General features: G+C 72.6%; 15 protein-coding genes. 7 read left to right on the top strand and 8 right to left on the bottom strand.

What is annotated here, in order from left to right:
* Positions 1-3 precede the first annotated feature (3 nt).
* From ACFT4A_RS04175 to ACFT4A_RS04165, 3 genes are read right to left on the bottom strand one after another with little or no spacing between them, the layout of a single operon-like run.
* Complete coding sequence (locus tag ACFT4A_RS04175) at positions 4-831, bottom strand: MOSC domain-containing protein (RefSeq protein WP_382825768.1); 828 nt, start codon at positions 829-831, stop codon at positions 4-6.
* 21 nt (positions 832-852) lie between these two features.
* The gene (locus ACFT4A_RS04170) at positions 853-1,974 is read right to left on the bottom strand and encodes an aminoglycoside phosphotransferase (RefSeq protein WP_382825766.1); all 1,122 of its coding nucleotides are present in this window, start codon (positions 1,972-1,974) and stop codon (positions 853-855) included.
* A 9-nt stretch (positions 1,975-1,983) separates the two neighbouring features.
* Positions 1,984-3,372, bottom strand: coding sequence for an amino acid permease (locus tag ACFT4A_RS04165; protein WP_382825764.1), 1,389 nt, complete (start codon positions 3,370-3,372; stop codon positions 1,984-1,986).
* Positions 3,373-3,500: 128 nt separating this feature from the next.
* Here ACFT4A_RS04165 and mmuM point away from each other — a divergent pair, with 128 nt between their 5' ends.
* Together mmuM and ACFT4A_RS04155 are read left to right on the top strand one after the other, a co-directional pair.
* Entirely contained in the window at positions 3,501-4,412 is a 912-nt protein-coding gene (mmuM, locus tag ACFT4A_RS04160; RefSeq protein WP_382825762.1) for a homocysteine S-methyltransferase, read from the top strand.
* Between the two features lie 147 nt (positions 4,413-4,559).
* Complete coding sequence (locus ACFT4A_RS04155; protein ID WP_382825760.1) at positions 4,560-5,618, top strand: LacI family DNA-binding transcriptional regulator; 1,059 nt, start codon at positions 4,560-4,562, stop codon at positions 5,616-5,618.
* A gap of 5 nt (positions 5,619-5,623) precedes the next feature.
* Here the strand turns inward: ACFT4A_RS04155 and ACFT4A_RS04150 are convergent, their stop codons facing one another.
* Positions 5,624-7,129: a hypothetical protein gene (locus ACFT4A_RS04150; protein WP_382825758.1), complete on the bottom strand. Its 1,506-nt coding sequence runs from the start codon at positions 7,127-7,129 to the stop codon at positions 5,624-5,626.
* 289 nt (positions 7,130-7,418) lie between these two features.
* Here ACFT4A_RS04150 and ACFT4A_RS04145 point away from each other — a divergent pair, with 289 nt between their 5' ends.
* From ACFT4A_RS04145 to ACFT4A_RS04125, 5 genes are read left to right on the top strand one after another with little or no spacing between them, the layout of a single operon-like run.
* Positions 7,419-10,829, top strand: a complete 3,411-nt coding sequence (locus tag ACFT4A_RS04145) for a hypothetical protein (protein WP_382825757.1) — start codon at positions 7,419-7,421, stop codon at positions 10,827-10,829.
* Positions 10,808-12,457, top strand: a complete 1,650-nt coding sequence (locus ACFT4A_RS04140; RefSeq protein WP_382825755.1) for a hypothetical protein — start codon at positions 10,808-10,810, stop codon at positions 12,455-12,457. The genes ACFT4A_RS04145 and ACFT4A_RS04140 overlap by 22 nt, the downstream gene beginning before the upstream one ends.
* Positions 12,454-13,650 (top strand): hypothetical protein, encoded by a 1,197-nt coding sequence (locus ACFT4A_RS04135; RefSeq protein WP_382825754.1) that lies wholly within the window; start codon positions 12,454-12,456, stop codon positions 13,648-13,650. Before ACFT4A_RS04140 ends, ACFT4A_RS04135 begins: the two co-directional genes overlap by 4 nt.
* The gene (locus tag ACFT4A_RS04130; RefSeq protein WP_382825753.1) at positions 13,647-14,975 is read left to right on the top strand and encodes a hypothetical protein; all 1,329 of its coding nucleotides are present in this window, start codon (positions 13,647-13,649) and stop codon (positions 14,973-14,975) included. Before ACFT4A_RS04135 ends, ACFT4A_RS04130 begins: the two co-directional genes overlap by 4 nt.
* A gap of 20 nt (positions 14,976-14,995) precedes the next feature.
* Positions 14,996-15,583: an SLATT domain-containing protein gene (locus tag ACFT4A_RS04125; RefSeq protein WP_382825751.1), complete on the top strand. Its 588-nt coding sequence runs from the start codon at positions 14,996-14,998 to the stop codon at positions 15,581-15,583.
* Here the strand turns inward: ACFT4A_RS04125 and ACFT4A_RS04120 are convergent.
* From ACFT4A_RS04120 to ACFT4A_RS04105, 4 genes are all read right to left on the bottom strand, one after another.
* Entirely contained in the window at positions 15,536-17,140 is a 1,605-nt protein-coding gene (locus ACFT4A_RS04120) for a carboxylesterase/lipase family protein (protein WP_382825749.1), read from the bottom strand. The two genes, ACFT4A_RS04125 and ACFT4A_RS04120, sit on opposite strands and share 48 nt — an antisense overlap.
* A gap of 92 nt (positions 17,141-17,232) precedes the next feature.
* Positions 17,233-18,480, bottom strand: coding sequence for an alginate lyase family protein (locus ACFT4A_RS04115; RefSeq protein WP_382825748.1), 1,248 nt, complete (start codon positions 18,478-18,480; stop codon positions 17,233-17,235).
* A gap of 27 nt (positions 18,481-18,507) precedes the next feature.
* Entirely contained in the window at positions 18,508-21,855 is a 3,348-nt protein-coding gene (locus tag ACFT4A_RS04110; protein WP_382825746.1) for an alginate lyase family protein, read from the bottom strand.
* Positions 21,852-23,372 carry a glycosyl hydrolase family 28 protein gene (locus ACFT4A_RS04105; RefSeq protein ID WP_382825744.1) on the bottom strand — a complete coding sequence of 507 codons (1,521 nt, stop codon included), beginning with the start codon at positions 23,370-23,372 and terminating at the stop codon, positions 21,852-21,854. The genes ACFT4A_RS04110 and ACFT4A_RS04105 overlap by 4 nt, the downstream gene beginning before the upstream one ends.
* Between the last annotated feature and the right edge of the window lie 3 nt (positions 23,373-23,375).

Raw genomic sequence — 23,375 nt, 5'->3', positions numbered from 1 at the left:
GGCTCACACCTCGGACTCGCCCCACGACATGACGGCCGCCTCGTCACCGACCGACACCTTGCCGGGCCGGAGCACCGCGTACTTCGTGCCGAAGGCGATGCCGCCCTGGGACGCACGCCGGTAGGCGGCGAGGGTGCGGAGGGGCTCCGGGCCCGCCCTGGTTCCGGAGTGCTGGTCGACCAGGGTGACCGCGCAGCGGATGGAGAGCTTCGCGTAGCCCAGTTCGGTGTCGCCGATGCGGATGTGGTGGGCGCGGTCCTCGGTGTGGGGGTCGTCCCAGCCGTCGATGACGAGGTTGGGGCGGAAGCGGTCCATGGGCAGTGGGCGGGTGCCGCGCTCGGTCAGTCTCCGGTTGAGCAGGTCGAGGGTGGAGCGGGAGACGAGGTGCAGCGCGCAGCTGTCGGCGTAGCCGGAGGTGCCCGGTGTCATGCCGTCGGTCACCCGGTCGTGCTCCGGCGGTACGCGCACGAGCCGGCTCGGGGCGCCGAGCACGTCCGAGAGCCAGGCGGCTGCCGCGTCGCCCTGGTCGATGCCCTGGAAGGCGTCCCCGAACAGGTCGACCTTCTGCCGGGCGCCGGAGGTGTCCACGCTCAGGTGCAGGACCTCCCGTCCCGGTGCCCGGAGTGTGAGTCGCCCGCCGTCGGCCGTGACGGCCGGCCGGATGAGGGCAAGGCGGGGGTCCCGGCGCTGGGTTCGGTACACGCCCTCCTCGCTGACGACCATGAAGCTGCGGTCGTGTGCCAGTCCTGCGGGGGTCAGCAGCGCCTCCTGGACCGAAGTCCCGGCACACCCTTTGAGGGGGTAGTACGTCAACTCGACCACGCGGGCCATGCGTTTCCCTTCTGTCTGCCGTCAGCGTCCGCTGGGCGCCTCGGGAAAGCCGAGCAGGGGAGCCAGCAGCCGGGCCTCGGCCGCCCAGTCGGCGAGGAAGGCGAGGGTCAGGCCGCGTTCGCGGTAGCGGAGTGCGGCGGGGACGGTGCCCGCGCCGCCGTAGTCCGTCTGCTCGTCGTCCGCGCGGGCCAGCATCAGCGCGGTGAGCCAGTCGTACTTCACGGCTGAGGCGCAGACGCCGAGCCGTACGAGGCGTTCGTCTCCGTGCCAGCCGCTGTGGCGCAGGCCGTGCACATAGGCGTCGTAGGCCGCCTTGGCCAGGCCCGGGAGGTCGGCGGCGGGGACGAACAGGTCGAAGGCGGAGTCGGGGAGGTAGTTGCCGAGGTCCTCGCCGAGCGCGCCGTCGCCGGTGAACGCCCAGTCGAACAGGACGCTGTCGCGGCCGTCGGAGCGGACGTTGGCGGGCCACTGGTCGAGGTGGGAGAAGGCGCGGGGCAGGGATTCCATGACCGTGAGGAACCACTCGCGGTCATGGTGGAGGCGGACCATGTCCGCGCGCAGGCCCGCCGGGAAGTGCTCCCGGACCAGGGGGTGCCGCCAGGCCTCGTCGTCGTCGAGCAGGTCCTGGCCCGTCGTCCGGTCGGCCGTGTAGTCGCGCAGGAAGTTCTGGGACAGCCACGGGTGGTCCTCCCCCGCGGCGACGGCCCCCTGCGCGGCGCCGAGCCGGTGGGCGTGTTCGACGTGCCGGTCGAGCGGCCAGGCCGTCGCGGGTGCGCCGGACACGTCCTCCAGCCACAGCGCCACATCGCCGTCGGGGCGGTCGACGCAGGCCAGCAGCCGGGGCGCGCGGAAGCCGTGCCGCTGCCAGACCTGGGCGAGCCCGGAGCGGTAGACGTACGCCTCGCGGCGCCAGAAGTTCCAGTGGCTCGGGTCGTTCGACGCCGCCCAGGCGACGCTGGTCTCCTTCGTCCGCGTCAGCACCTTCAGAACGGCCGAGCGCCCGCCGCCGGTGACCCGCCACACTCCGGCCGTGACGCCGTTCCACGGGTTGTGCGTGAGCGGTTCGAACACCGCCCTCCCGGCCGGGACTCCCAGGACCTCACGGACTTCGGCATCAGCGACAGCGACAGCGACCTCGGGCATCCCCCGATGCTATGCCGAGGCCCGCGCCGAAGGAGTGTCCTTGCGTCCGCGCAGCCACACGTACACCGGAATCCCGGCGAACAGGAACAGCACGCCCTGGTAGACGGCCGCGTACCCGGCGCCCGCGATCAGCCAGAAGGAGAAGCCGAAGGAGAGGGCCGCGACGATCAGGTCGCGGGTGAGGCCCGCGGGGCGGACGCGGTCCCGGGAGCCCTGGGCCAGCCAGTAGAGCTGGGCCGCCGCCGAGAGCAGATACGGCACGCAGCCGGTGAAGGTGGTGATCAGGACGAGGACGCGGAAGGTGGTGTCCGGGCCGGCCGTGTAGTTGAGGGCGATGAGCAGCGAGCCGAGGACCGCGCAGGCCCACACGCCGAAGCCGGGGACGCCGCCCTTGCCGAGCTTCGCGAACGGTGCCGGGAAGAGTCCGTCGCGGGCGGCGGCGTACGGCATCTGCGCGGCCATGAGGATCCAGCCGTTGAGGCAGCCGGTGATCGAGGCGACGGCGACCAGGGCGATGGCGGTGCCGCCCCAGGAGCTGCCGGTGATGGCGTTGACGGCGTCGGCGAACGGGGCGCCGGAGTCGACGAGCCGGTCGTGCGGGACGAGGCCGAAGACGGCGACCGTGCCGAGGATGTAGACCACGGCCGAGGCCAGGGTGCCGAGAACGCTCGCCCGGCCGACCGTGCGCTCCGGGTCGCGGACCTCGCCCGCGCTGACGGCGGCCGACTCGACCCCGAGGAAGCTGTACAGCAGCAGCGCGGCGGAGGCGGCCAGCGCGCCGGAGACGCTCTGGCCGGAGGCGTTGAACGGCCCGAAGTTGTCCGCGTCGACGAAGAACAGGCCGATCGTGGCGAGCAGGAGCAGCGGTACGAACTTCAGGATCGTCGAGACGACCTGCACCGCGCCGACCCACCGTGTGCCCGCGAAGTTCGCCGCGGCGGGCAGCCACAGGGCGGCCATGGCGACGGCGGCCTGCAGGGCGTGGTTGCCGTGCAGGGGTATGAGCACGTCGACGTAGCCGACGACCGCGACGGCCAGGGCGGCGATGCTGACCCAGCACATCGTCCAGTACGACCAGGCCGACAGGAACCCGGCGAACTCGCCGAACGCGTCGCGCGGGTAGACGTAGAGACCGCCGGTGACCGGGCTGCGCCGGGCCAGCTTGCCGAAGAGCAGCGCGAGCAGCACGGCTCCGACCGAGAGCACGAGGAAGGCGAGCAGGCTGATCGTGCCGTAGGGGGCGACGGTGGCCGGCAGCGCGAAGATGCCGCCGCCGATGATGTTGCCCATGACGAGGGCCGTGGCGGCGGCGAGGCCGAAGGTGCGGCGGGGAGCGGGGGCCGCCGCGGTGGCCGGCTCGGCGGGCTCGGCGGCCTCGGTGGGGCTGGGGACGGTCATGAGGGTTCCTGACAAGCGGAGGGGGAGGGTCCTGATCGTAACCGCCATCCCACATGGTGGTCGACCTGTTCATGTACTGGACACAATCGGCTGGGTTCCGCCGCCGGATCTCGATTACCGTCGTGCCTATGACGAGCACCATCACCCTCGCCGAAGCCCTCGCCGCCGGAACGGTCGTCCTCGACGGCGGCATGTCCAACCAGCTCGAATCGGCCGGGCACGACCTGAGCGACGAGCTGTGGTCGGCGCGGCTGCTCGCCGAACAGCCGGAGGCGATCACCGAGGCGCACCTGGCCTACTTCCGGGCGGGCGCTGACGTGGCGATCACCTCCAGCTACCAGGCCACGTTCGAGGGCTTCGAGAAACGCGGGATCGGCCACGACCGGGCGGCCGAACTCATGACGCTCAGCGTGGAGCTGGCACGGGAGGCGGCCCGCCGGGCACGCGCCTCCCGGCCCCTGTGGGTGGCGGCCTCGGCCGGCCCCTACGGTGCGATGCTCGCGGACGGCTCGGAGTACCGGGGCCGCTACGGGCTCACGGTCGACGAACTGGAGCGTTTCCACCGCCCGCGTCTGGAGGTGCTGGCGGCGGCCCGCCCGGACGTGCTCGCCCTGGAGACGGTCCCCGACGCCGACGAGGCCGCGGCGCTGCTGCGGGCGGTGCGCGGGCTCGGGGTGCCGGCCTGGCTGACGTACTCCGTGGCCGGTGGCCGCACGCATGCCGGGCAGTCGCTGGAGGAGGCCTTCGCCCTGGCCGCCGACGTGGACGAGGTCATCGCGGTCGGCGTGAACTGCTGCGCGCCCGAGGACGTGGACACCGCCGCGGCGACCGCGGCGCGGGTCACCGGCAAGCCGGTCGTCGTCTACCCCAACAGCGGTGAGACCTGGGACGCCGAGGCCCGCGCCTGGACCGGCCGCTCCCGGTTCACCGCGGACCAGGTGACGGGCTGGCAGCAGGCGGGGGCCCGGCTGATCGGCGGGTGCTGCCGGGTGGGGCCGGAGGCGATCTCGGGGATCGCGGGGACGCTGGGCGCGGCGTAGCCGGAAGCCCGGCACCAGTCCGCGCACGCCCCTCCTTCCCTCCCCCGGCCACTGCTAGCCTCCGCCCATGGGAACCGGTTGCCATGGTGTTGCCGCAGCTCCCGAGGGGGCGGGTGCGGGCCGGTGCCCGGGAGAGACGAGGCGGGCATGACGAGGAAGAGCGGGGACGCGAGCCGCAGCACCATCCGGGACGTGGCGCTGCGCGCGGGCGTCTCGGCGTCGACGGTGTCACGGGTGCTGGGCGGTGTGTACCCGGTGAGCGCGGCGACCCGGGGGAGCGTGATGCGGGCGGTCCGTGACCTGGACTATGTGGCCGACGCGCGGGCGAAGGCGATCGCGGGTGTCGGCACGCCCACCCTCGCCTTCGTGCTGGAGGACATCACCGGCCCGTCGTTCGCGCACATGGCCCATGGCGTGGAACGCGAGGCGACCCGCCTGGGCCATCTCTGCCTGGTGTGCAGCACGGAGGGCGATGTCCGGCACGAGCTGGAGTTCGTCGAGATGATGCGCGCCCAGCGGGCCGCCGCGGTGATCCTGGTCGGGGGCAGCGCCGACACCCCCGAGTACCGCGAACGCACCCATCGCATGGCGGACTCCCTCGCCTCGGCCGGTTCCCGCCTGGTCCTGTGCGGCCGGCCGCCGCTGGACCCCGGTGCCCCGGTGACGGTCATCGAGTACGACAACGAGGGCGGCGCCTACACGCTGGTCGCCCATGTGCTCGCCCAGGGGCACCGCCGGGTGCTGTTCCTCGGCGGCCGGGCGGACCACACCACGGCCCTGGGCCGCGAACGCGGCTACCTCGCCGCCCACCGGGCCCGCGGCCTCACCCCCGACGAGTCCCTCGTCCTGCACGGCGACTTCACGCGCGACGCGGGCCACCGCCTCATGCGGCAGGCGCTCGAGGACGATCTCGGCTTCACGGCCGTCGTGGCCGCCACGGACATGGTCGCGGCGGGCGCCCTCACCGCCCTGCACGAGGCGGGCCTGTCCGTCCCGGGCGATGTCTCCCTCGCCGGCTACGACGACATCCCCTTCGCCCGCGATCTCCACCCCGCCCTGACGACGGTCCACGTCCCCTACGAGGAACTGGGCCGTCTCGCCGTCCGCACGGCCCTCGAACACACCCCGGGCGCCGCGGACGAACACCTGCTGCTGGGCACGCACGTGGTGGTACGGGACTCGGTGGGCCCGCCCCCGGCCCGGTGACTCCCTCAGCCGTGCACGTCGCTGCAACGGTTGTCGTAGGAACCGGGTGTGCAGAAGATGCCCGCCACCGAGTCTCCGATGCCGAGGCTGACCGCGCCGTAGGGCACGCGGGCGACGGTGACCGCGTCGCCCGGGGTGTGGCCCCGCTCGTGGGTGTTGGAGCTGAGCACCTTGCCGCGCAGGGCGCCCCGGGGTCCTTCCTTCAGGGTGCCGGTGACGACTCCGCCCCAGGTGGAGGTGGCCTGGTCGTCGCAGGGCGGGGCCTCGGTGGCGCAGTCGCGCAGGAGCCGGTAGCGGTAGGTGAAACCGCCCTGCGCGGTGATCTTCAGTGAGCCCTGGGCCCAGGTCCAGGTGCCGGTGACGGCCTTCAGTCCTTCGCCCTTCGTGGGGATCGGCTTCGGGGCGCGGCCTGCCGGGGTGCCGATCCAGACCCGGGTGCGGACGGGCGGGTGGCCGTCCGGTTCCGGGTCGGTGCCGAAGGCCAGGAGGGTGCCGTCGTACTCGGCGGCGGCGTCCACCCGTACCGACTGCCGGAACCCGTCCTTGCCGCCCGTCGACTTGGTCCAGTTCCGGCCGTCCGCCGAGGACCACAGGGCGCCGGTGCTTCTGGTGGGCGTCTCGGCCGACCCCAGCGCCAGGAATCCGCCGCGCACCGCGACGACGTCGCTGACCGTCCTGCCCTCGTCCCGGGCCCCGTCCGACGGGCCGGCCGTGCCCGCGCGCAGGGCCAGGGGCCGGGGCGGGCCGGCCTGTCTGCGCCAGGTCGCGCCGTCGGCGCTGTGCAGGGTGAAGGAGGCCGAAGTGCCCCAGGGATCCGTGCACTTAGCCCACACCGTGAACCCGTCCTCGTCGGCGAGGGCGGCGACCTCGGGTGCCTGGTCGGGCCACTGGGGGCAGCCGACGTCGTGCGGAGCGGCGAAGGCGCCCGTGTCCGTGGCGCTCCAGACGCGCAGGCTGCGGCCCCTCTTCTGCTCGGTGTTCGGTTCGAACGGCCCGCCGTCGTGTCCGACCACTACGGTGCCGTGCGGTCCCCGGGCCGCCGCCAGCACGATGTCGGAGGAGTCCGCCTTCGGCAGTTGTTCCGCCTTTTCCCACCGGCCTTTTCCGCGGTAGCGGATGGCCACGGGGAAAGTCTCACCGTCCCGGAAGAGGGACCCGGCGGCGATGACCTCACCCTCGTGCTCGGCCAGGACACTCGCCGACATCTGCTGCTCCGAGGGCCGGGACCGGCGCCATGCGATTCCGTCCGTGGAGCGGTATAACTGCGCGTTGCCGCTCTGCGGGCGGGCCGCGAGAAGGAATCCGTCCTTCGCCGCCACGAGTGCGGTGTCCGACAGACCGAAGAAGGCGGGCGGCAGGTCGGCGAGGGGAATCTGACGCCATTGCGCGGTGGCCACATCGGGGCCGGGCCGGTCGTCGCCGCCTCCGCCCTGACAGGACGAGAGCAGGAGCACGGCGGTGAACAGGCACAGAAGCTGCCGGGGACGCCGGGTCGGGGGCGTGGTGGCCACTGCTCTCCTTCGGTCGGGGTGCCGTTCCGGGAAAGGAAGGATGACAGAGCTTCGGAGTTCCTGCGGCATCTCCGTACACACGACAGGGAGTTCGACTTCTCTCGCACGTGAGGACGAATCAATGCGCCCCTGAAACTCCTGTTTCTCGTGCTTCTGATGATGCGTCTGCGATCTCGCGCAAGCGTCCGAGAATCCAACTCCCTCTCGAATTCAGGGTTTCTGGCTGCTTTCCGCCCTTGTTTGCTGCCAAGATGACCTCCCACAAATAGTGCAGTCATGAAAGGCAGTCGTGGCCGAAGACCCCTTGCTCCCCTCCGCGGTCCGCGCACTGCTGCACCGCCTGCCGCCCGGGACCAACACCTGGGATCTCAGAGACCCCCTCACCGGCAAACATCAGCCGCTGTGGGGCTTCCTCACCGACTGTGTCGCGAGGGACGACGAGGCGACGCTGCGTCAGGTTCTGGCCGATCAGACGCCGTTGCACGACATCCTCGACGAGGCCCACTCCTACACCCGAATAGAAGAAGCCGCGAACGCTCCCCTCGTCGTGGGCGAACCGGCCGCGGCGCGCGCGTTACGTGCCTACGCCGCTCTCGGGCTCGCCCTGGTCGGGGACGCCGACGCCGCCGGGCACCATCTGCGCATCGGAACGTCCTGGCTGGCGCGCAGCTTCGCCGCCGCGCGGGCGAACGGCCCTCAGGCGGCGGAGTGGACCGCGCCGGACGGCTCGCGGCACGGCGAGCGGCTGGCCTCGCTGATCGCCTCCGACAGCGTGGACGACTCGCTCCGGAGCCATCTCGCCCTCATGCTGATCGCTCTCGACGGGGCGCTGCCCAAACCGCTGAGCGGGCCACGCCTTTCGGTACTCGCCGAACGGGGCGATGTCGGCGCGCGCTTCCATCTCCGGCTGGACCTGGTCCGCGGGCTGCCCGCCGGGCTGCTGCCGGATCCACGCGTCATGTCGGGGTTCCTCGGCGACGAGGGATTTCGCAGTGCGCTGGAAGACGCCTGGCGGATCGCGCGCCCCGCGAAACCGAAAGGCGCCGTGCTCTGGTCGCTGCGGACCGGGGACGGCCCCGTGGACCACGTCGGCGACTCCTCCTTCGGCGCGGCCTTCGCCGTCCTGCTGTCGGAACTCGGCAGGACCCGGGGCAACCCGCTCGGGCCGCTGCGGTTGAGCAGGGTCAATCCCCGTACGTCCGTCGTCGGGGCGATGTCCGCCGAGAACACCCGCGTCATCCAGTCCGTGACCGGGTACCGGGCCAAGCTCAGCGCGGTGCAGGACGGCGAACGCGTCGTCGTACCGGAACGGGACGAGCGGCAGGTCCGTGACCTCGGCGGCGGCGCGAGTGTCGTCGGCGCGGCCACCGTCGAGGAGGCCGCCAAGGCGGCCCGGCGGCTCGACGTGCGCGCGGCCTCACGGCTGGTGGCCGGGGTGCTGGCGACCGGCCTCGTCGCCTCCCTCGTGGCGTGGGGCTTCGCCAGCGGCGAGAGCGAGCGGAACAACCGCCGGGCGGTGGCGGCCGGACTCGCCGCGCAGGCGGTCCGCATGCGCGGCAGCGAACCGCGCACGGCCGGTCTGCTGGCCCTCGCGGGGTACCGGATCGATCCCGGGAACAAGGACGCCGAGAACGCGATCCAGGAGGTCCTGGAGACCAACCGCAACACCGTGCGCAGCTGGAAGGCCGACCGGACCGTCAACGTCCTCGCCGTCGACGACGCCGGGCACCGGGCGTACACCTCGGGCATCGCCGACACGATCCAGGTGTGGGACACCGGGTCGGGGCGGAAGCTGGCCGAGGTGAAGGGGCGGGCGGCCGGTCTCGTCCGGGGCGTGGAATCGGGCATCCTCGCGGCCCATGACGGCAGGGACGTGAGGCTGTTCGACGCCTCCGGCGACAAGCCCGAGAAGCTGGGGACGGTGAAGGCGCCGTCCTGTACCGGTGCCTACAGCGAGATCGTGGGGATGGGCTTCACCGACAACGGGTCAGGGCTCACCACCGTCTGGGACGACGGCGCCGTCAGCGAGATCGAACCCGCCAGTCGCACGCTGACCGGCTGTACGCGGCTCAGGGATGTCGCGGGAAAGACGCTGCTCGGACGGCTGCCGACGACGAACCGGCTGGCGATGAGCGCGGACGTCGTGCCCTCCTATGCCGGCCCCGGCGGCGGCGCGGACCAGGCCGTCCTGCTGCTCACCACGAACGAGGTGGTGTCGGTGAACCTCCGCACGAAGAAGGCGGCCACACTCCTCCCCGCCGAGGACGTCCCCGGCGGCGCCTCACTGGTCCAGGCGTCGCAGGACGTGGTGACGGTGGCCACCAGTGGCGGGGTCCTGGCCTGGGACCGCACCCGCAAGCGCAGCACCTATCCCCTGGGCGGACTGTCCACCCGGCCCACGGCGATGGAACTGGACGGCGACGACGTCGTGATCGCCGGCCCGGGCGGCACGGCCGTGATTCCCGTACGGTCCTCCCCCGACGGCGCCTCGGCACCGCTGTCCGTGCCGAGCGGCGGGCGCACCGTCGCCGCCGTACGGGCCGGAGACGGAACGGTCGTCACGGCGGGAGAGGGCCGCGTCACCGTGCTCGGCAACACCCCGGTGCACCGGGCCCTGCCCCCGGCGCAGCCGTCCACGGGCTCCGTCTTCGGCCCGGGGAACATCCTGCTGCTCACCGACTTCATGACGAACACCTCTTACGGCGCCTACTCGATCGACCTCGACTCCGTGCCCGAGACGATCAGCGCCGCGGGAGCCTCCTACGAGCACGTGACCGAGTACTCCGCCTCGGGCTCGTACATCAACGCCCTCGCGCTGTCGGACAAGTTCGTGGCCGCCGTCGGCCAGAGCCGAGGCATCGGGACGGTGACCTTGTGGAAGCGGGACGGCACGTATCTCCAGCAACTCGACATGTCCCCCGAGGAGGACCGCAAGCGCGCACAGCTTCCCGAACGCATCGTCTCCCAGGTCGACTTCGTGCCGAAGCACCACCTGCTGGTGGCTCGGCACGTCAGCGGAGACGTGGGGATCTGGCGGACCGGGACCTGGCGGCGCCTGGGCACGATCGACCTGGCGGCCGGTACCTCGGACATGGCGATCCACGGCAGGACCGGTGTCTTCACCGAGGGCGAGGGCGACAGGACCCGGCTCGTCATGGTGGATCTCGTCACCCGCCGGAAGCTGCGCTCGGTCGCCGCTCCCGGCGTCATGCGGGTGTCGTACTCGCGGGACGGCTCGCGGCTCGTCACCCTCGACATGACCAGCGGCACCGTGCGGCTGCTGGACGGCAGGAAACTGACCGCGCTGGGCGACCCCCTTCGTATGCCCGAGGGCGAACTCGCCGTCGACAGCGCGATCTCGCCGGACGGCCGGCTGGTGGCGACGGCGATGGGAGACCGCGTCCTCGTCCACAACCTCGACTCCGGGCAGCAGTCGATGCCGCCACTGCGCGATGTCAACGGCACCGACGTGGTGCAGGTGAAGTGGTCACCGGACGGTACCTATCTCGCCGGGGCCTCCCTGCCTCCGCAGCGCGAGCACAAGCAGCCGGGCGCCGTCAACATCTGGAAGATGACCGAGGGTTCCCTCGAGAAGCGCATGTGCGACTGGACCGACGGCGGTCTGTCGCGCGACGAGTGGGAGAAACACGTGGACGAGTCCGTGTCGTACATCGAGCTGTGCGAGGACGTGAGCGGGTGAAGCGGCTCGGCGCGGGGGTGAGACGGGCGGCGGCCCTGGTGGTGGCGGCAGCGCTGCTGGGCGCGGGCTGTGACGTGCCGGGCGGCGGGGACGACGCGTCGGACGACGGGAACCGGCCGAACGCCGCGCACGGTGCGCCGGTGCTCGCCTTCGTCCGGCCGGTGGCCCGGGAGATCGTCCTGGCGGACGCGGCCGGCCGGACCTGGCGGGGCGCGAAGCTGACCGCCCGGGCGGACGATGTCCGGTGGTCCCCCGACGGCTCCGCCCTGGCCTGGATCGACGACGAGGACGACAGCCCCGACGGACGGCGCCTGCACCGCCTCGACATCGCCTCGGGGCGCGAGCGGACAACGCCCTGTGCCTGCCGGGGAGTCGGCTTCCTCGGTGACGCCGCGGCCACGGTGAACACCAGCGGCGACGCGCTGCTGCTCTACACCGCCGACGGGCGGGTCCGGCGCGCACAGCTCAGCACCCCGGTGTCGCCCTACGCCCGGGTCGCCGCCGGCGGCCGGGACGCCGTGACGATCGCCGACCTGCTGCCCGAGGAGAAGGCGGGCCGCGGCCAGTTCCAGATGCTGGCGGTCGACCGGTCCGGAACGGTCCGCCCGTTCCGGCCGGCCGGTGCGCCCACGGCGTTCAGCGAGGGCGTGCAGTCCCCCGACGGGCGACGCATCGGCTGGTCCTCGCACGACTCCGGCGGAGCCTGCTGGAACGTCGGGAACGTGCGGGTCGCGGCCTACGGGCAGAAGGGCCGCGAGGAGCCCGAGCGGCCCGCCTACGTCGCGATGACCCGCGCCCTGCTGGAGGACCGGCTGCACGTGACCGGTCTCGCCTGGGCGGGCGAGGGCCTCACCGCGACGTTCGGGCCGATGGAGGGGTGCCAGGCCGTGCCTCCCGAGCGCTTCGTGTCGTACTACCTGCGCGACGGCGCGTGGCGCTACATCGGCTCGGGCATGCTCGCGGTCGGCTACGGCGCGAAGGGCCGGGCCGCGCGGCTCCTGGCGCCCGAGCGGCCCCGGCCCGAGAATCCCGACGAGACGTATCATCCGCCGCTCGGCGACCTGGAGTTCACGGACGGGGACGGTGAGCGCCGGGTCATCGGCACCCGGGTGTCGTCGTTCGTGTTCACCTCGGCGGAGAGCGCCGGGGCCGCCGTACCCGAGGCGGCACCCCAGCCCGCACGGACCGGCGTGGCGAGGACGACCGACCGCGGGGAGCCGGTCCCGGCCCATCTGCGGGCGCTCGCGCAGCGCATCAGGGACGCGGCCGAGGACGACGACGTGGCGGCGCTGCGGGCGCTGTGCGACCACTGCGACGACGAGACCCGGGCGGCCCTGCGGAGCGCCGAGGGCCGCCGCGAACTGGTGCGGCTGCTGAGCAGCCACCCGGGCCTGAAGGAAGGCGGCATCGTGTTTCCGGGGCTCGCGGCCCACCGCTGCGTCGACCACCCCGCGCAGGACATCACCTGCACCGCCGCGCAGATCCACGACATCGCGCTGCTGGACATTCCCGAGGCGGACCAGGACACCTACGAGGGCACCGTGTACGAGGCGGATTTCGAGCAGCGGCTGCAACTGCGGACGGGTTCGGGCGGCAAGGCGCTGTGGGTGGGGAGGTGGGCGCCGTGACGTGCGCCGACGAGATCGAGGGCCCGGAGCAGGACGGCGCGGATTCGGCGGCGGAGGCGACGGACTGCCTCTGCGGCCGCGGCTGTCCGCCGTACGCACCGGGCCCCGAGGCGGTGGAGTCACGCGCCTCGCACGGGCCGGTGATGGCGGGGGACGTGCTGCGCGGGGAACGCGTCGTCGGCTTCGCCTACACGCAGCCGCCCCACGGTCGCCTGCCCGAAGCGCGGGACGACCGGCTCCTGACCGAGGCCGATCACCAGCCGGATGCGCCTCCGCAGCGCCCGGTGCCCACGGTCAGGCCACCGGGTCCGGGCGACGAACGGCTCCCCCACGACCGGCTGTCGGCGCGTGCGGTGGTGCCCGCCGCCCGGCGGTCCCGGTGTCTGCCGGCGGCGGTGGACGGCCTGCTGGCCGACGGGTCCGCTCCCTGGGCGCGGGTCCTCGGTCCCATCGCCCGGACGGTACGGGAGGCCGGGCACGAGCTCTGGCTGAGCGGCGGGGCGCCCCGGGAACTGCTGGCGGGCAACGGCCGTGAGGCGGTCCGGGATCTGGACCTGACGGGCACCGCGCCGGCGGGCCGCTTCGCGGAGCTGGCACGCCGGACCCTGGAGGAGGACGGCGAGACGTACGAGCTGAGGGCCAAGGTGAGCCCCGACACCCTGGTCTGCACCGTCCACCGCGACGACCGGCCCACCCCGCTCATCGAGTACCGGGGCCTCGGGGTCGGCGGCTTCCGCTTCCCGGCCACCGGCACCGACCTCGTCGCCGACAGCCTGCAACGGGACTTCACCGTCAACAGCGTCCTCTACGACTTCGAGCGGCACCTCGTCCTCGACCCGAGCGAGCGCGGCCTGCCGCATCTGTCGGTACCGGGGCGCGCCCTCGTCCCCGTCAGCCCCTCGGGCGACCCGCTGGTGCAGGCCGCTCTGGCAGTGCGGGCGGTGAAGTTCCTCGCACGCTGGCAGGCCGACGGGAAAGTGGACACACGCGAACTGCGCGCGTGGACCGACGAGTTCCCCGAGGACCTGGCCGACCACGTCCGGGAGCGAGGAGACCAGGCATGGGACCAGCTGCTGGCCCTGCACCACGAATGCCTGGGCGGCGTCCCCGCGCAGCGGCAGACGGCGGTGGCGAGCATGCTCGGAGCGGGCGTGGAGCGGCTGCTGAGGACGCTGCTGGGGAGCCCCGAATGAACGGCCCCGCGCACCGGCCCCTCTCCGGCTGGGTCGCCCGCCTCGGCGCCCCTGGATCCGCAGCGGGGTCGCACCGCGTCACCGGGCCGGTGAACGACGGAGCCGAACGGACCGACGCGCGCACGCTCCCCCTGTTCCAGGACCCGGCGTGGCGCAGGACGGGCCTGGTGGCGCGGCGGGACGGCGGCCCGGACGTACACGCCCTCGCGCTCAGCCACCCCGGCCGCGGCATCTCCTACGTGGAGCTGGACGACCTCGGCCGGCCCCTGCCCGCGAGCGCGGAGGGCACGGAACTGGTCGCCCGTATCGAGGAACGCTGGGCGGCCCCGCCCTCGGAGCCGGACGTCCTGCGGGTCCTCGCCGGGGAGAGCCTCGACCTCAGGCATGCCCTGCTGTACCGGCTCGCCTCCGAGACCGCCGCGCCCCCCGTGCTCTTCCACGCGCTGCCCTGGAGCGATCTGGACACCGTCACGGGCAATGTGCTGGCCGTGCTCGACGGGGCCACGTCCGTGGAGCCGCCCGGGCTCGAACTCCGCCACTGGTTCACGCCCGCGGCGACCCGGCTGGCCGGGCCCCTGGCGGTCCTGGAACGCGGTATGCGGGAGGGGCGGGACCCTGCCGCTCTGCGGCATGAGGCCGTCTCCCTGCTGACGGGACTGCTGTCCGCCCCCGCGGAGAGGATCCCCGGCCACACCTCCCAGCGGCTCGCCCTGCTGGCCGACCGGCTCGGCAGACGGGACCCGCTGCTCCGGCACACGGCCCGGGTCGTCGCCTCCCGGCTGCGCCCCGGGCCCCGGACCGGGCGCCCGCCGTCCTTGTCCCTCCGCCTGGAGGCCGTGCTGCCCGCGGCGGCCAGGCGGACCGAGCGTTCCTACGGGACCACTGCCGAGGACGAGCTGTTCGAGGCCTCCGCCGAGCACACCCCCGGGGGCCGGGTCCGCGTGACGCTGACGCTGCCGAAACCCCTCCGCACGGCCGAGGAGAGCTGGATCGACGCCTCGGACGGCATCGTGGCGCCGTTCGTGCTCCGCGCGGCCGACGCGGCACCCCGGCGGTACTGGGTCGCCCTGCGCAGCCGGGAGAGCGCCCTGCTCGGTGTCGTCGAGCTGTTCGCCCCGCAGGACCGGTTCGAGCTGGTCGCGGACGAGCCCCCCGTGCCGTTCGCCGCGCTGCGCACCGTGCCCGCGATCGAGCTGGTGCCCTCGCTGCACGCGTCCTCGAACGCCACCCTGCGCCTGTGGGAGGCGGCGGCGAGCACCCTGCCGCCCGACCACGCCGTTCCCGTGGCCCTCCGGCTCCGCCGGGAGGACATCGCCCGCCGGTGACCGACGACGAGGAGGCACACGTGGCAGAGAACCCCGAGCCGGACACGCAGGCCCGGCGGGCGGCGATCGCGGACGAGCTGCGCAGGCTCGAGGAGAGCGCGATGTACAGCGCCCAGACGCAGTTCGAGACGGCGAAGCACTGGCGGGGCGTGCACCTGATGATGGGCATCCCCACCAGTCTGCTGGCCGCGGTGGCCGGCACGACCGCGCTGGTGGAGTCGACGGGGCGGATCGCCGCCGGCATTCTCGCGCTGGTGTCGGCCGGAATCAGCGCCGTCATGACCACGGTGAACGCGCCGCTGCGCATGTCCCACGCCACGGGCTGCGCCAACGCCTATCTCGAGGTGCAGACAGCCGCCCGGCAGGCCCGGACCGTGGATCTGCCCGTCATGCCGGTCGACGAAGCCCGGGTCGTGCTGGCGGAGTTGACCGCCCGCCGGGACGAACAGAACCGGGCCGCGGATCCCCCGGGCCGACGCGCCTACCGGCGCGCCCAGGCCAATATCGGGCGCGGTGGCCAGACGTACGCGGTGGACGACGAACGTCCGGTGGCGGGACGGTCAGTGCCGGCGGAGCGCCCCGGAGCGGCGGAGTCGTCGTACGGCTGAGCGCAGTTCCGTACCGCGTGGGGGCGAAGCGTCGGCGGGGACCGATGCGAGCGTGGGTTCCTCGGGTGTGGCGGCGTCGGTCGCCCAGAGGGCGAGTTCACGGTCCCGGGGGCCGTACGCCGTATAGGCCACAGCGTCCTCGGCGTCCGGTGCGCGGTCTCCGAAGACGCGCACCGGATGGGCCGCGTCCCAGCGCTCCCAGCCCGGGTCGCCGTCCGTGGCGAAGCGCACCCAGGCCGTGTGCATCGCGTCGGCCAGGTCCTGCGGGGCGCCCTCACCGGCCAGTTTGCGGGACTCGGGGACCTCGCCGGTGTCGAAGACGAAACCGAGCTCCAGGGCGTGGCAGGCGCCGAGGCCGGGGAGGGTCGAGGGCCAGGCGAATTCGTAGACGTACGAGGGTTCCGTCCGGGCGTCGGCCAGGTGGTGCAGGGGGATGCGCAGGAGGTGGTCGGTGACGAGCTGGCCGACGAGGTCCGCCGTGCCCGCCCCGGGGTGCAGGGCGCGGTAGCCGCGCGGGACCTCGCTGCCGCAGTGACAGCGGGCCATGGCACCGGCCAGGGCGACGGCTCCGAGGCGGTCGACGCGCTCCAGGAGGCCGCCCGGGACCAGCCACAGCCGGTACTCGTCCCGGGTCCAGCCCGTCAGCAGCTCGACCCCGGGGGCCGCGCCGCCCTCGGTGAGGGCCTCCAGGGGGTCGCGCGGGACGGTGTCGCCGTCGACGACGATGCCGAAGGCGGGGCCGCCGACGACCGGGCTGCTCAGCCTGCCCACCTCGGCCTGGGTGCTCAGCAGCAGGTCGCGGTCGACGGCGGCGAAGGCCTCGGCGGTGGCGGGGATCTTCAGCCGGGTGGCCATACGGCGCACCATCCGCCGTACCTTGGCCCGCTCGGACGCCTCGGGCGGCCCGCTCTGCAGGACCGCCCGCCGGACCAGCCCCTGGGTCTGCGGGGCGGCGATCAGGGCTCCGATGCTGATCGCCCCGGCGGACTGGCCGGCGAGGGTGATGCGGCCGGGGTCACCGCCGAAGGCCTCGATGGCCTCGTACACCCAGGTCAGGGCGGCTATCTGGTCGCGCAGGCCGGGGTTCGGGGGCGTGTCCGGGAACAGTCCGTAGCCCTCGACGCCCAGCCGGTAGTTGACCGAGACACAGACCACGCCGTCACGGGCGAAGGCATGGCCGTCGTAGACGGGTACGGCGGAGGAACCCCTGGTCAGGGCGCCGCCGTGCAGCCAGACGAGGACCGGGAGGCGGGCTCCGGGGGCCGGCTCGGGAGTCCAGACGTTGAGGTTGAGGCAGTCGTCGCCGGGCACGACCGGGTCGGACAGATAGTGGGCGAAGGCGCCGGAGTACGGGGGCTTCGGCGGGGTGGGGCCGAAGGCGCCGGCGTCCCGGACGCCGTCCCAGGGCGGGAGGGGGACGGGCGGGCGGAAGCGGCGGGGGCCGAAGGGGGGCGCCGCGTACGGGATGCCGCGGAAGACCGCGACTCCCCGCTCGAACCTGCCCCGCACGGCCCCGTACGGGCTCCTGACCACGGGATCCGTCTGGTCTGCCGTCATCTGCCCACCAGCCCTTCGCCGAGCTCGTGCACCGGTATCACCAGAGCACCACATCGCTCACGGGTATTCCGGTGCACGAGCCGGTTCGACGGCTATTTGGCGTACATCAGGGTGCCGAACCCGAGCTGGTCGTAGCCGCCGCTGTCGCTGCCGTAGTCACCCCCTCCGCCCTCGGGGGCCACGGAGAAGCACATCTGGGAGATGTACTTGTCGTCGAGGAGCAGCCGCCTGCCGTAGTGGTAGTGGAGCATCGCCCACACGGGTCGGACCTGGCCGCGCGACCCGGCGCCGGGCACGGTCTGCGACTGCGGGGAGCAGTTCTGGCCGCTGCCCCAGTTGTAGGTGGTGAAGGGCACGTCCATGTTCAGGTTGTACTTGGCGACGTACTGGGCGGCCTTCATGAAGCGGCGGCCGTCGTACGAGTAGAGGTCCTCGCCCTGGTTCCAGGCCATCTCACAGATCGCGCCCATCTGACCCATGCCCATGACGGTGTGGCCCTGGTCGCGGCCGGACTCCTGCCACTGGCCGAGGTCGTAGCCCTCGACGTTGCCGTACAGGAACGGGACGGCGTTCTTGATGGAGCCGTTTCCGGCGCCGCTCTTGAAGTAGGTGACGGCCTGGTCGTACTTGGCGCCGTCGTTGTTGAGGATGCCGATGGCCAGCACGGAGGCCATGTTGCACAGATCCCAGTTGGCCCAGTAGTTGGTGATGCAGGCGTCGTTGTGGCCGGTCAGGAACTGGTTGTTGAGCGGGTAGAAGACGTTGGTCATCATCTCCTGGAAGGCGGCGAGGTCGAACGCGCCGTAGTCCCGCATGAGTTCGGCCGCGTTGGCGAACTGCCAGCCGTAGAGGCCGGCGGCGAGGAAGCGGTCGGCGTTTCCGGTGACGGTCGTCAGGGTCGTCGCCCAGGCGTTGAGGATCCGCGCGGCGCACTGGGCGTTGGCCTCGGTGCCGCCGACCCTCCAGCGCAGGGCGTTCTGGTAGGCGGCGGCGATGTCGTTGTAGAGGAGGCCGTAGTTCTGTCCGGTGCCGCCGCGGATGATCGTGGCGGTGGCGCGGTTGGTCCAGGTGGACTGGGAGTGGGAGTTGGCGACGAGCTTGTTCCAGCCGGACAGCCAGGGGTCGTCGCCCGCGGCGACCCTGACCTTGGCGCGGTTGATGTCGCCGGCGTTGTGGAGCATGCCGGGGTGGGTGAAGGTGCCGGGTGCGGCGTCCGCCGTGGTGGCGGTGGCTCCGGCGCCGAGGGCGAGGGCCGCGGTGAGGCCGCCGGCGGTCTTGAGCAGACCGCGGCGGCTCACCTGGCCGCCCTCGTGGTGCGTGTGGGGGGAAGTGCGGCTCATGTGGGGGCTTCTCCGTTCGGTGGAGGCCTACAGGGGGGTGATGCTCACCTCGTCGAACTCGGTGGTGCTGCGGGCCAGGGGGTCGCGGGAGCAGACCACGAGGCCCACGTGATAGGGGGCGTCACCGAAGCCGGGGAGGTCTCCCTCGGCGAGGGGGGTGAAGGTGGCGCCGCCGTCGGTCGAGGCGGATGCGGTGAAGTGCGTCCCGGTGCGCCTCAGCCGCAGCAGGCAGGGGGCGGCGACGGCCGCGTTGCCCGTGAAGGTGGACTTTCCGGCGACGGTCGGGCGCAGCATCAGCTGGGCGCTGGTCCCGCCGGTGACGATCGCCCCGGCCGCCTGGTCGAACGGCGACAGGGACTTGGCCATGAGCAGGCCGACCCGGTCACCGGTGGCTCCGGTGCGGGAGACCAGCCGGACGGTGACCTCGCAGTCACCGCTGACGGGCCGTCGTACGAACTGGCCCGTCATGCCCTGGTTGTTGACCGTGAGGTCGGTCCCGGCGCCCCGCACCACGAAGGTCCCGTCCTCGTGGGCGGTGGAGCCGGGGGTCTGGACGGCGACCACGCCGAGGGTGCCGTAGGCGCGGTCGTCGAGGATGACATCGCCCAGGTCGCCGTAGCTCCAGGGCGCGGGCGTCGGGGTGTCGACCGTGACGGTGAGGGTGCCGGTGGTGTCTCCGGCGGCGTTGCCCGCGCCGGTGGTGACGGTGAACACGCCGGTCCGGGTGGGGGTTCCGGAGATCAGGCCGGTGCGCGGGTCGACGCGCAGCCCGTCGGGGAGTGCCTTCGCCGTGAACCGGATCGGCTCGTGCGCGGCGCGCAGGAGGTGCTGGAAGGGGACGCCCTTGTTCGCGAACGCCGCGGTGAGTGAGGTGAGTCGGGGCGCCGACGGCGTCGGCATCACGACCTTCGCCGCGTCGGACAGGGGCCCGCGCCCGGAGCTGTTCGTCTTGGCGACGGCGTAGTGGTACGTCGTGCCGGGCCTGCCCGTGGCGTCGGCGTACCGGACGCGGGTGCCGAAGCCGACGGGGCCGATGCCGGTCGCGATCGTCTCGAACGGCCCCTTGGCGGAGGCGGAGCGCAGCACCGTGTAACGGGCCGACAGATCCGGGTCGGTCCAGGCCAGCTCGACCGCGTCGGCGCCCGCGACGGCCCGGAGGTCACCCGTCGCCCGGGCCGGGCGCGGCACGGACCAGAGGTCACCGCCCGTGAGGGAGGTGACGCTGACGTTGTCGAAGGCGCCGGTGCCGGTCTCGGCGTAGTTCTCTGCCACCCCCAGGCAGGAGGTGAGGGTGAGTCCGACGTGTACGGTCCTTCCCAACTCCACCTGGCTGGAGCCGACTTCGGTCCAGCGGACGCCGTCCGGGGAGATGGCGCCGGTGCAGTGGTCGCCCCGACGGGTCACACGGACCCAGTACGGCATGCGGAGCCGGTAGCCGTCGCCCGCGCCCTCGACGTACGGGGCCTGAAGCGGGGTCGCCGACTCGGGCAGCTCGCCGAGGGAGGAGATCGGGAAGGCGGCGCCGGTCGTGATCGTCTGCTGCTGGGACGGCGGCACGGGCGTACTGCCGGTGCCCTTGACCCCGGCCCCCGCCTTCGCCCGTACGCTCCACACGCCGCTCCAGGTGTGCAGCGGCAGGCCCTGGATCAGCATGGCGGCGTGGGCCGCGTCCGCGTCCAGGCCGGCCCGTACGGTGACGCCGATCCTGGAGTACTGGGAGCTGAGCGGCCACACGATCCGCGCGGTGATGGTGCCGTCGCCGCGCAGCGGCAGATGGGCCAGGCGGTGGGTGTCGGCGGTGCCGGAGGCCTCCAGCACGAACCGCTCGCCGTCGAACGCCGCCGAGCCGGGGATCCTGACGTCGCCGATGTCCCGGGTGGACCAGGGTGTGGGCAGGCCGGGCACTGCGGAGGCCCATGCGGAACTTCCGCTCCAACCATGGGAGTTGACGGCTTCCACGGTGTAGTACGAGATGCGGCCCGGGCGGGCACGGCGGTCGGTGTACGTCGTCCTGCCGACCCCGGTGGCGATCTTCTCGTACGGCCCGTCGGCGCCGCTCGCCCGCAGGACGGTGTACGACTCGGCCCACGTCGAGGGCAGCCAGGCCACGGTGACGGACCCGTCGCCGCCGACCGCGGTGACACCGGCCGGGGCCGTGGGCACGGACGGGGCCGGGGCCTTCGTACCGGCGAAGGTGAGGGTGCCCCAACTGGGTAGGTCGTCGTTGCTGCCCTCGACCACGCGGGCACCGTCGGCGCCCCGGAAGACGGCCGCCTTGGTGTACGGGGTGTCGAGGCCGCGGACACCGGCGTAGTGCGCGTACGCCATCTCGTAGATGGGGGGCAGGGTGCCGCGTCCGACAGCCGAGACCGACGTCTTTATGTACTTGCCGGTGCGGTCGAGGTCGGGGACGAACGGGACCTCGCCGCCGAGGTTGTAGCGGGCGGCGTACTCGACGTTCCTCAGCAGCCGGTTGTCGTCGAAGGCGTACAGGTCGACGCCCTGGTTCCAGGCGACCTGCGCGGCGTCGGCGAGCAGGCCGACGGCGAGTTGCTCGTGGCCCTGGTCGCGGCCGGACTCCTGGCCCTGTCCCGCGTCGGTGACGATGCGGTGCGGGACGCTGCCGTTGCCGGCCCCTGCGGCGGCGAAGCGCAGGGCGTCCTCGAAGAGGGTGGGCTCCTCGCAGAACACGCCGATGGCCAGGATCGACTGGACGGAGGTGAGGTCCCAGTTGCCGTTGGCGTAGAGCATGTAGCCGGAGATGGCGGGATACCAGACGCGCAGGAAGGACTCCTCGCAGCGGGCGATGTCCTCCTTCGCCCAGCCGTCGTAGCCGCTGTGGCGCAGCAGTTCGGCCGCGTTGACGAACTTGAAGGCCTGGAGGCCCGCGCCGAGCGGCCCGTCCGCTCCGGTGACGGCGGTGAGGGACGCCGACCAGGCGTTGAGGATGTCCCGGGCCTTGTCGGCGTAGGCACGCTCGCCGGTGAGACACCACATCAGCGCGGTCTGGTAGGCGGCGGCCGAATCGGCGACGGCCTGGTTCTGGTAGTTGGAGGGGCCCCGGCCCCAGGAGGTGATCTGGCCGGTGTTCTGGATGGTGTACGTCGACTTGGAGCGCGCGTGGGCGGAAAAGGCGAGGTAACCGTCGTAGACCGGTGTTTCCTTCGCGGCGACCGCCGTCTTCATCCGGGCCAGGTCGTCGGCGCTGTGCAGCAGTCCGGGGTGCGTGAATGCCCGAGGAGCGGCGGCTGTGGCGGCCCGGGCGGTGCCGGGAGCGAGCAGGCCGCTCGCGCCGGACACCAGCAGCAGGGCGGCGGCACCGCCGAGGAAGCCGCGGCGGCTCGGTGCGATCGGTCTCAGGGGGCTGGTGCTCATGATGCGGCGGCCGCCTCGGCGGTGGTGAGGAACTTGAGGTTCAGCACATGCTCGTTGGCGTGCATCGGGACGGTGTCGGTGGTGAGGTACCAGGTCGGCTTCTTCATCGAGTCGGCGATGACCGTCCCGTTGACGACGAGGTTCTCGAAGGTGACGTCCTTGATGGCGTGCTTGGCGTCGTAGCCGAGCAGCAGGCAGGTGGCGAGCGGCTTGCCCGTGTAGGAGAGGTCCTTGACGTGGACGTTCTGGATGCCGCGGCCAACCGAGGTGTTGTACTTCGTGTTGTACATGATCCGCATATGGATGAGCTGGCCCCAGCGGAAGTCCTCGACGCGGACGTTGTCGACCTTCACGTTCTTGATCAGGTTGCTGTCGCCGGGGTTGAGGGCGATGCAGCCCTGGTAGCCCATCTGGGGCTCGCGGTGGTCGCAGATGTCGAGGTTCCTGAAGGTGAGGTTCTTCAGTACCTCGGGGTTGTCGGTGTTGCCGTGGGTTCCGACGTTGATGGGGTGCGCGACGTCCGCCCAGAGGGTGGAGTTGCGGACGGTGATGTTGCTGGTGTCGCCGTAGTACTCCCAGCGGTGGGTGTAGAGGGCGATGCAGTCGTCGGAGTTGCGCATGAAGACGCCGTCGATGACGACGTTGCTGCTGCAGAAGACGTCGATGCCGTCGCCCCAGCCCTTGGAGCTGAAGGAGCCGAGGCCCTTGATGGTGACGCCGGTGGCCTCGCCGAGCTGGACGGCGTAGCCGTTGGGGTTGAGGACGGTGACGGCGCCGATGGAGATGTTCCGCGAGTTCTCCACCAGGGCACCGCCCGCCGCCGTCCCGGCGAGCACGCCGCGGCCGGCGATCCCCGCGTGCTCGACGTTCCGGAAGACGATGGTCGCCTTGAGGACGGCGCCGCCGTCGAGGTACACGGTCTTGCCGGAGGGGACGTTCAGATAGCCGTCGGCGGTGGTGTGGACGCCGGGGCCGTAGTAGAGGACGTTCGGGTCGTCCTGCGCGGGGATCTTCTTCTCGATCGCGCGGGCGAAGAGATGGAGGACGTCGAAGATGTCGTCGTTGATCTGCACGACGACGTTGCGCGGCCGGTCGAGGGTGAACCGCAGGGTGTCGCCGCCCACTTCGGGCTTGATGCCGTAGGAGTCCGGTCTGACCCGGACCTTGGTGGTGCCGCCCTTGAGGTAGGTGACCTCCACCTCGACCGAGCCCTGGAAGTCGAAGTACGCCAGTGACGAGTTGTAGATCTTGCTCGACCCCGTGGTCGGGTTGATCTCCCCCAGCTGGGGCCGCCAGATGTCCAGCGTCTGCCACTCGCCGTCGGGGGCGGTACGGACCCGCACCCTGAAGTTGGTGTTGGTCGGCATGGCGGCCGGGCGGGGGTAGGTCACCAGCTTCGGCGCGGCGGCGGACGCGTCGGCCCGGGCGGCCGTGGCCGTGAGGTCGGTGAGGCCTGCGGCGAGGGCGGTGGCGCCGGCCGCCTGGAGGGCGCCTCGGCGGGACAGGGACGGGGTCATGGT

The organism is Streptomyces sp. NPDC057099 (assembly GCF_042671245.1).
GTDB classification, from domain to species: domain Bacteria; phylum Actinomycetota; class Actinomycetes; order Streptomycetales; family Streptomycetaceae; genus Streptomyces; species Streptomyces purpurascens.
The sequence above is the reverse complement of the archived record's forward strand: the minus strand, read 5'-3'. Positions and strand labels throughout refer to the sequence as shown.

Coding starts and splice junctions, on each gene's coding strand:
- ACFT4A_RS04115 (WP_382825748.1), bottom strand. CDS start 18,480: ATGAGCCGCACTTCCCCCCACACGCACCACGAGGGCGGCCAGGTGAGC.
- ACFT4A_RS04130 (WP_382825753.1), top strand. CDS start 13,647: ATGAACGGCCCCGCGCACCGGCCCCTCTCCGGCTGGGTCGCCCGCCTC.
- ACFT4A_RS04165 (WP_382825764.1), bottom strand. CDS start 3,372: ATGACCGTCCCCAGCCCCACCGAGGCCGCCGAGCCCGCCGAGCCGGCC.
- ACFT4A_RS04175 (WP_382825768.1), bottom strand. CDS start 831: ATGGCCCGCGTGGTCGAGTTGACGTACTACCCCCTCAAAGGGTGTGCC.
- ACFT4A_RS04120 (WP_382825749.1), bottom strand. CDS start 17,140: ATGACGGCAGACCAGACGGATCCCGTGGTCAGGAGCCCGTACGGGGCC.
- ACFT4A_RS04110 (WP_382825746.1), bottom strand. CDS start 21,855: ATGAGCACCAGCCCCCTGAGACCGATCGCACCGAGCCGCCGCGGCTTC.
- ACFT4A_RS04105 (WP_382825744.1), bottom strand. CDS start 23,372: ATGACCCCGTCCCTGTCCCGCCGAGGCGCCCTCCAGGCGGCCGGCGCC.
- ACFT4A_RS04155 (WP_382825760.1), top strand. CDS start 4,560: ATGACGAGGAAGAGCGGGGACGCGAGCCGCAGCACCATCCGGGACGTG.
- ACFT4A_RS04170 (WP_382825766.1), bottom strand. CDS start 1,974: ATGCCCGAGGTCGCTGTCGCTGTCGCTGATGCCGAAGTCCGTGAGGTC.
- mmuM (WP_382825762.1), top strand. CDS start 3,501: ATGACGAGCACCATCACCCTCGCCGAAGCCCTCGCCGCCGGAACGGTC.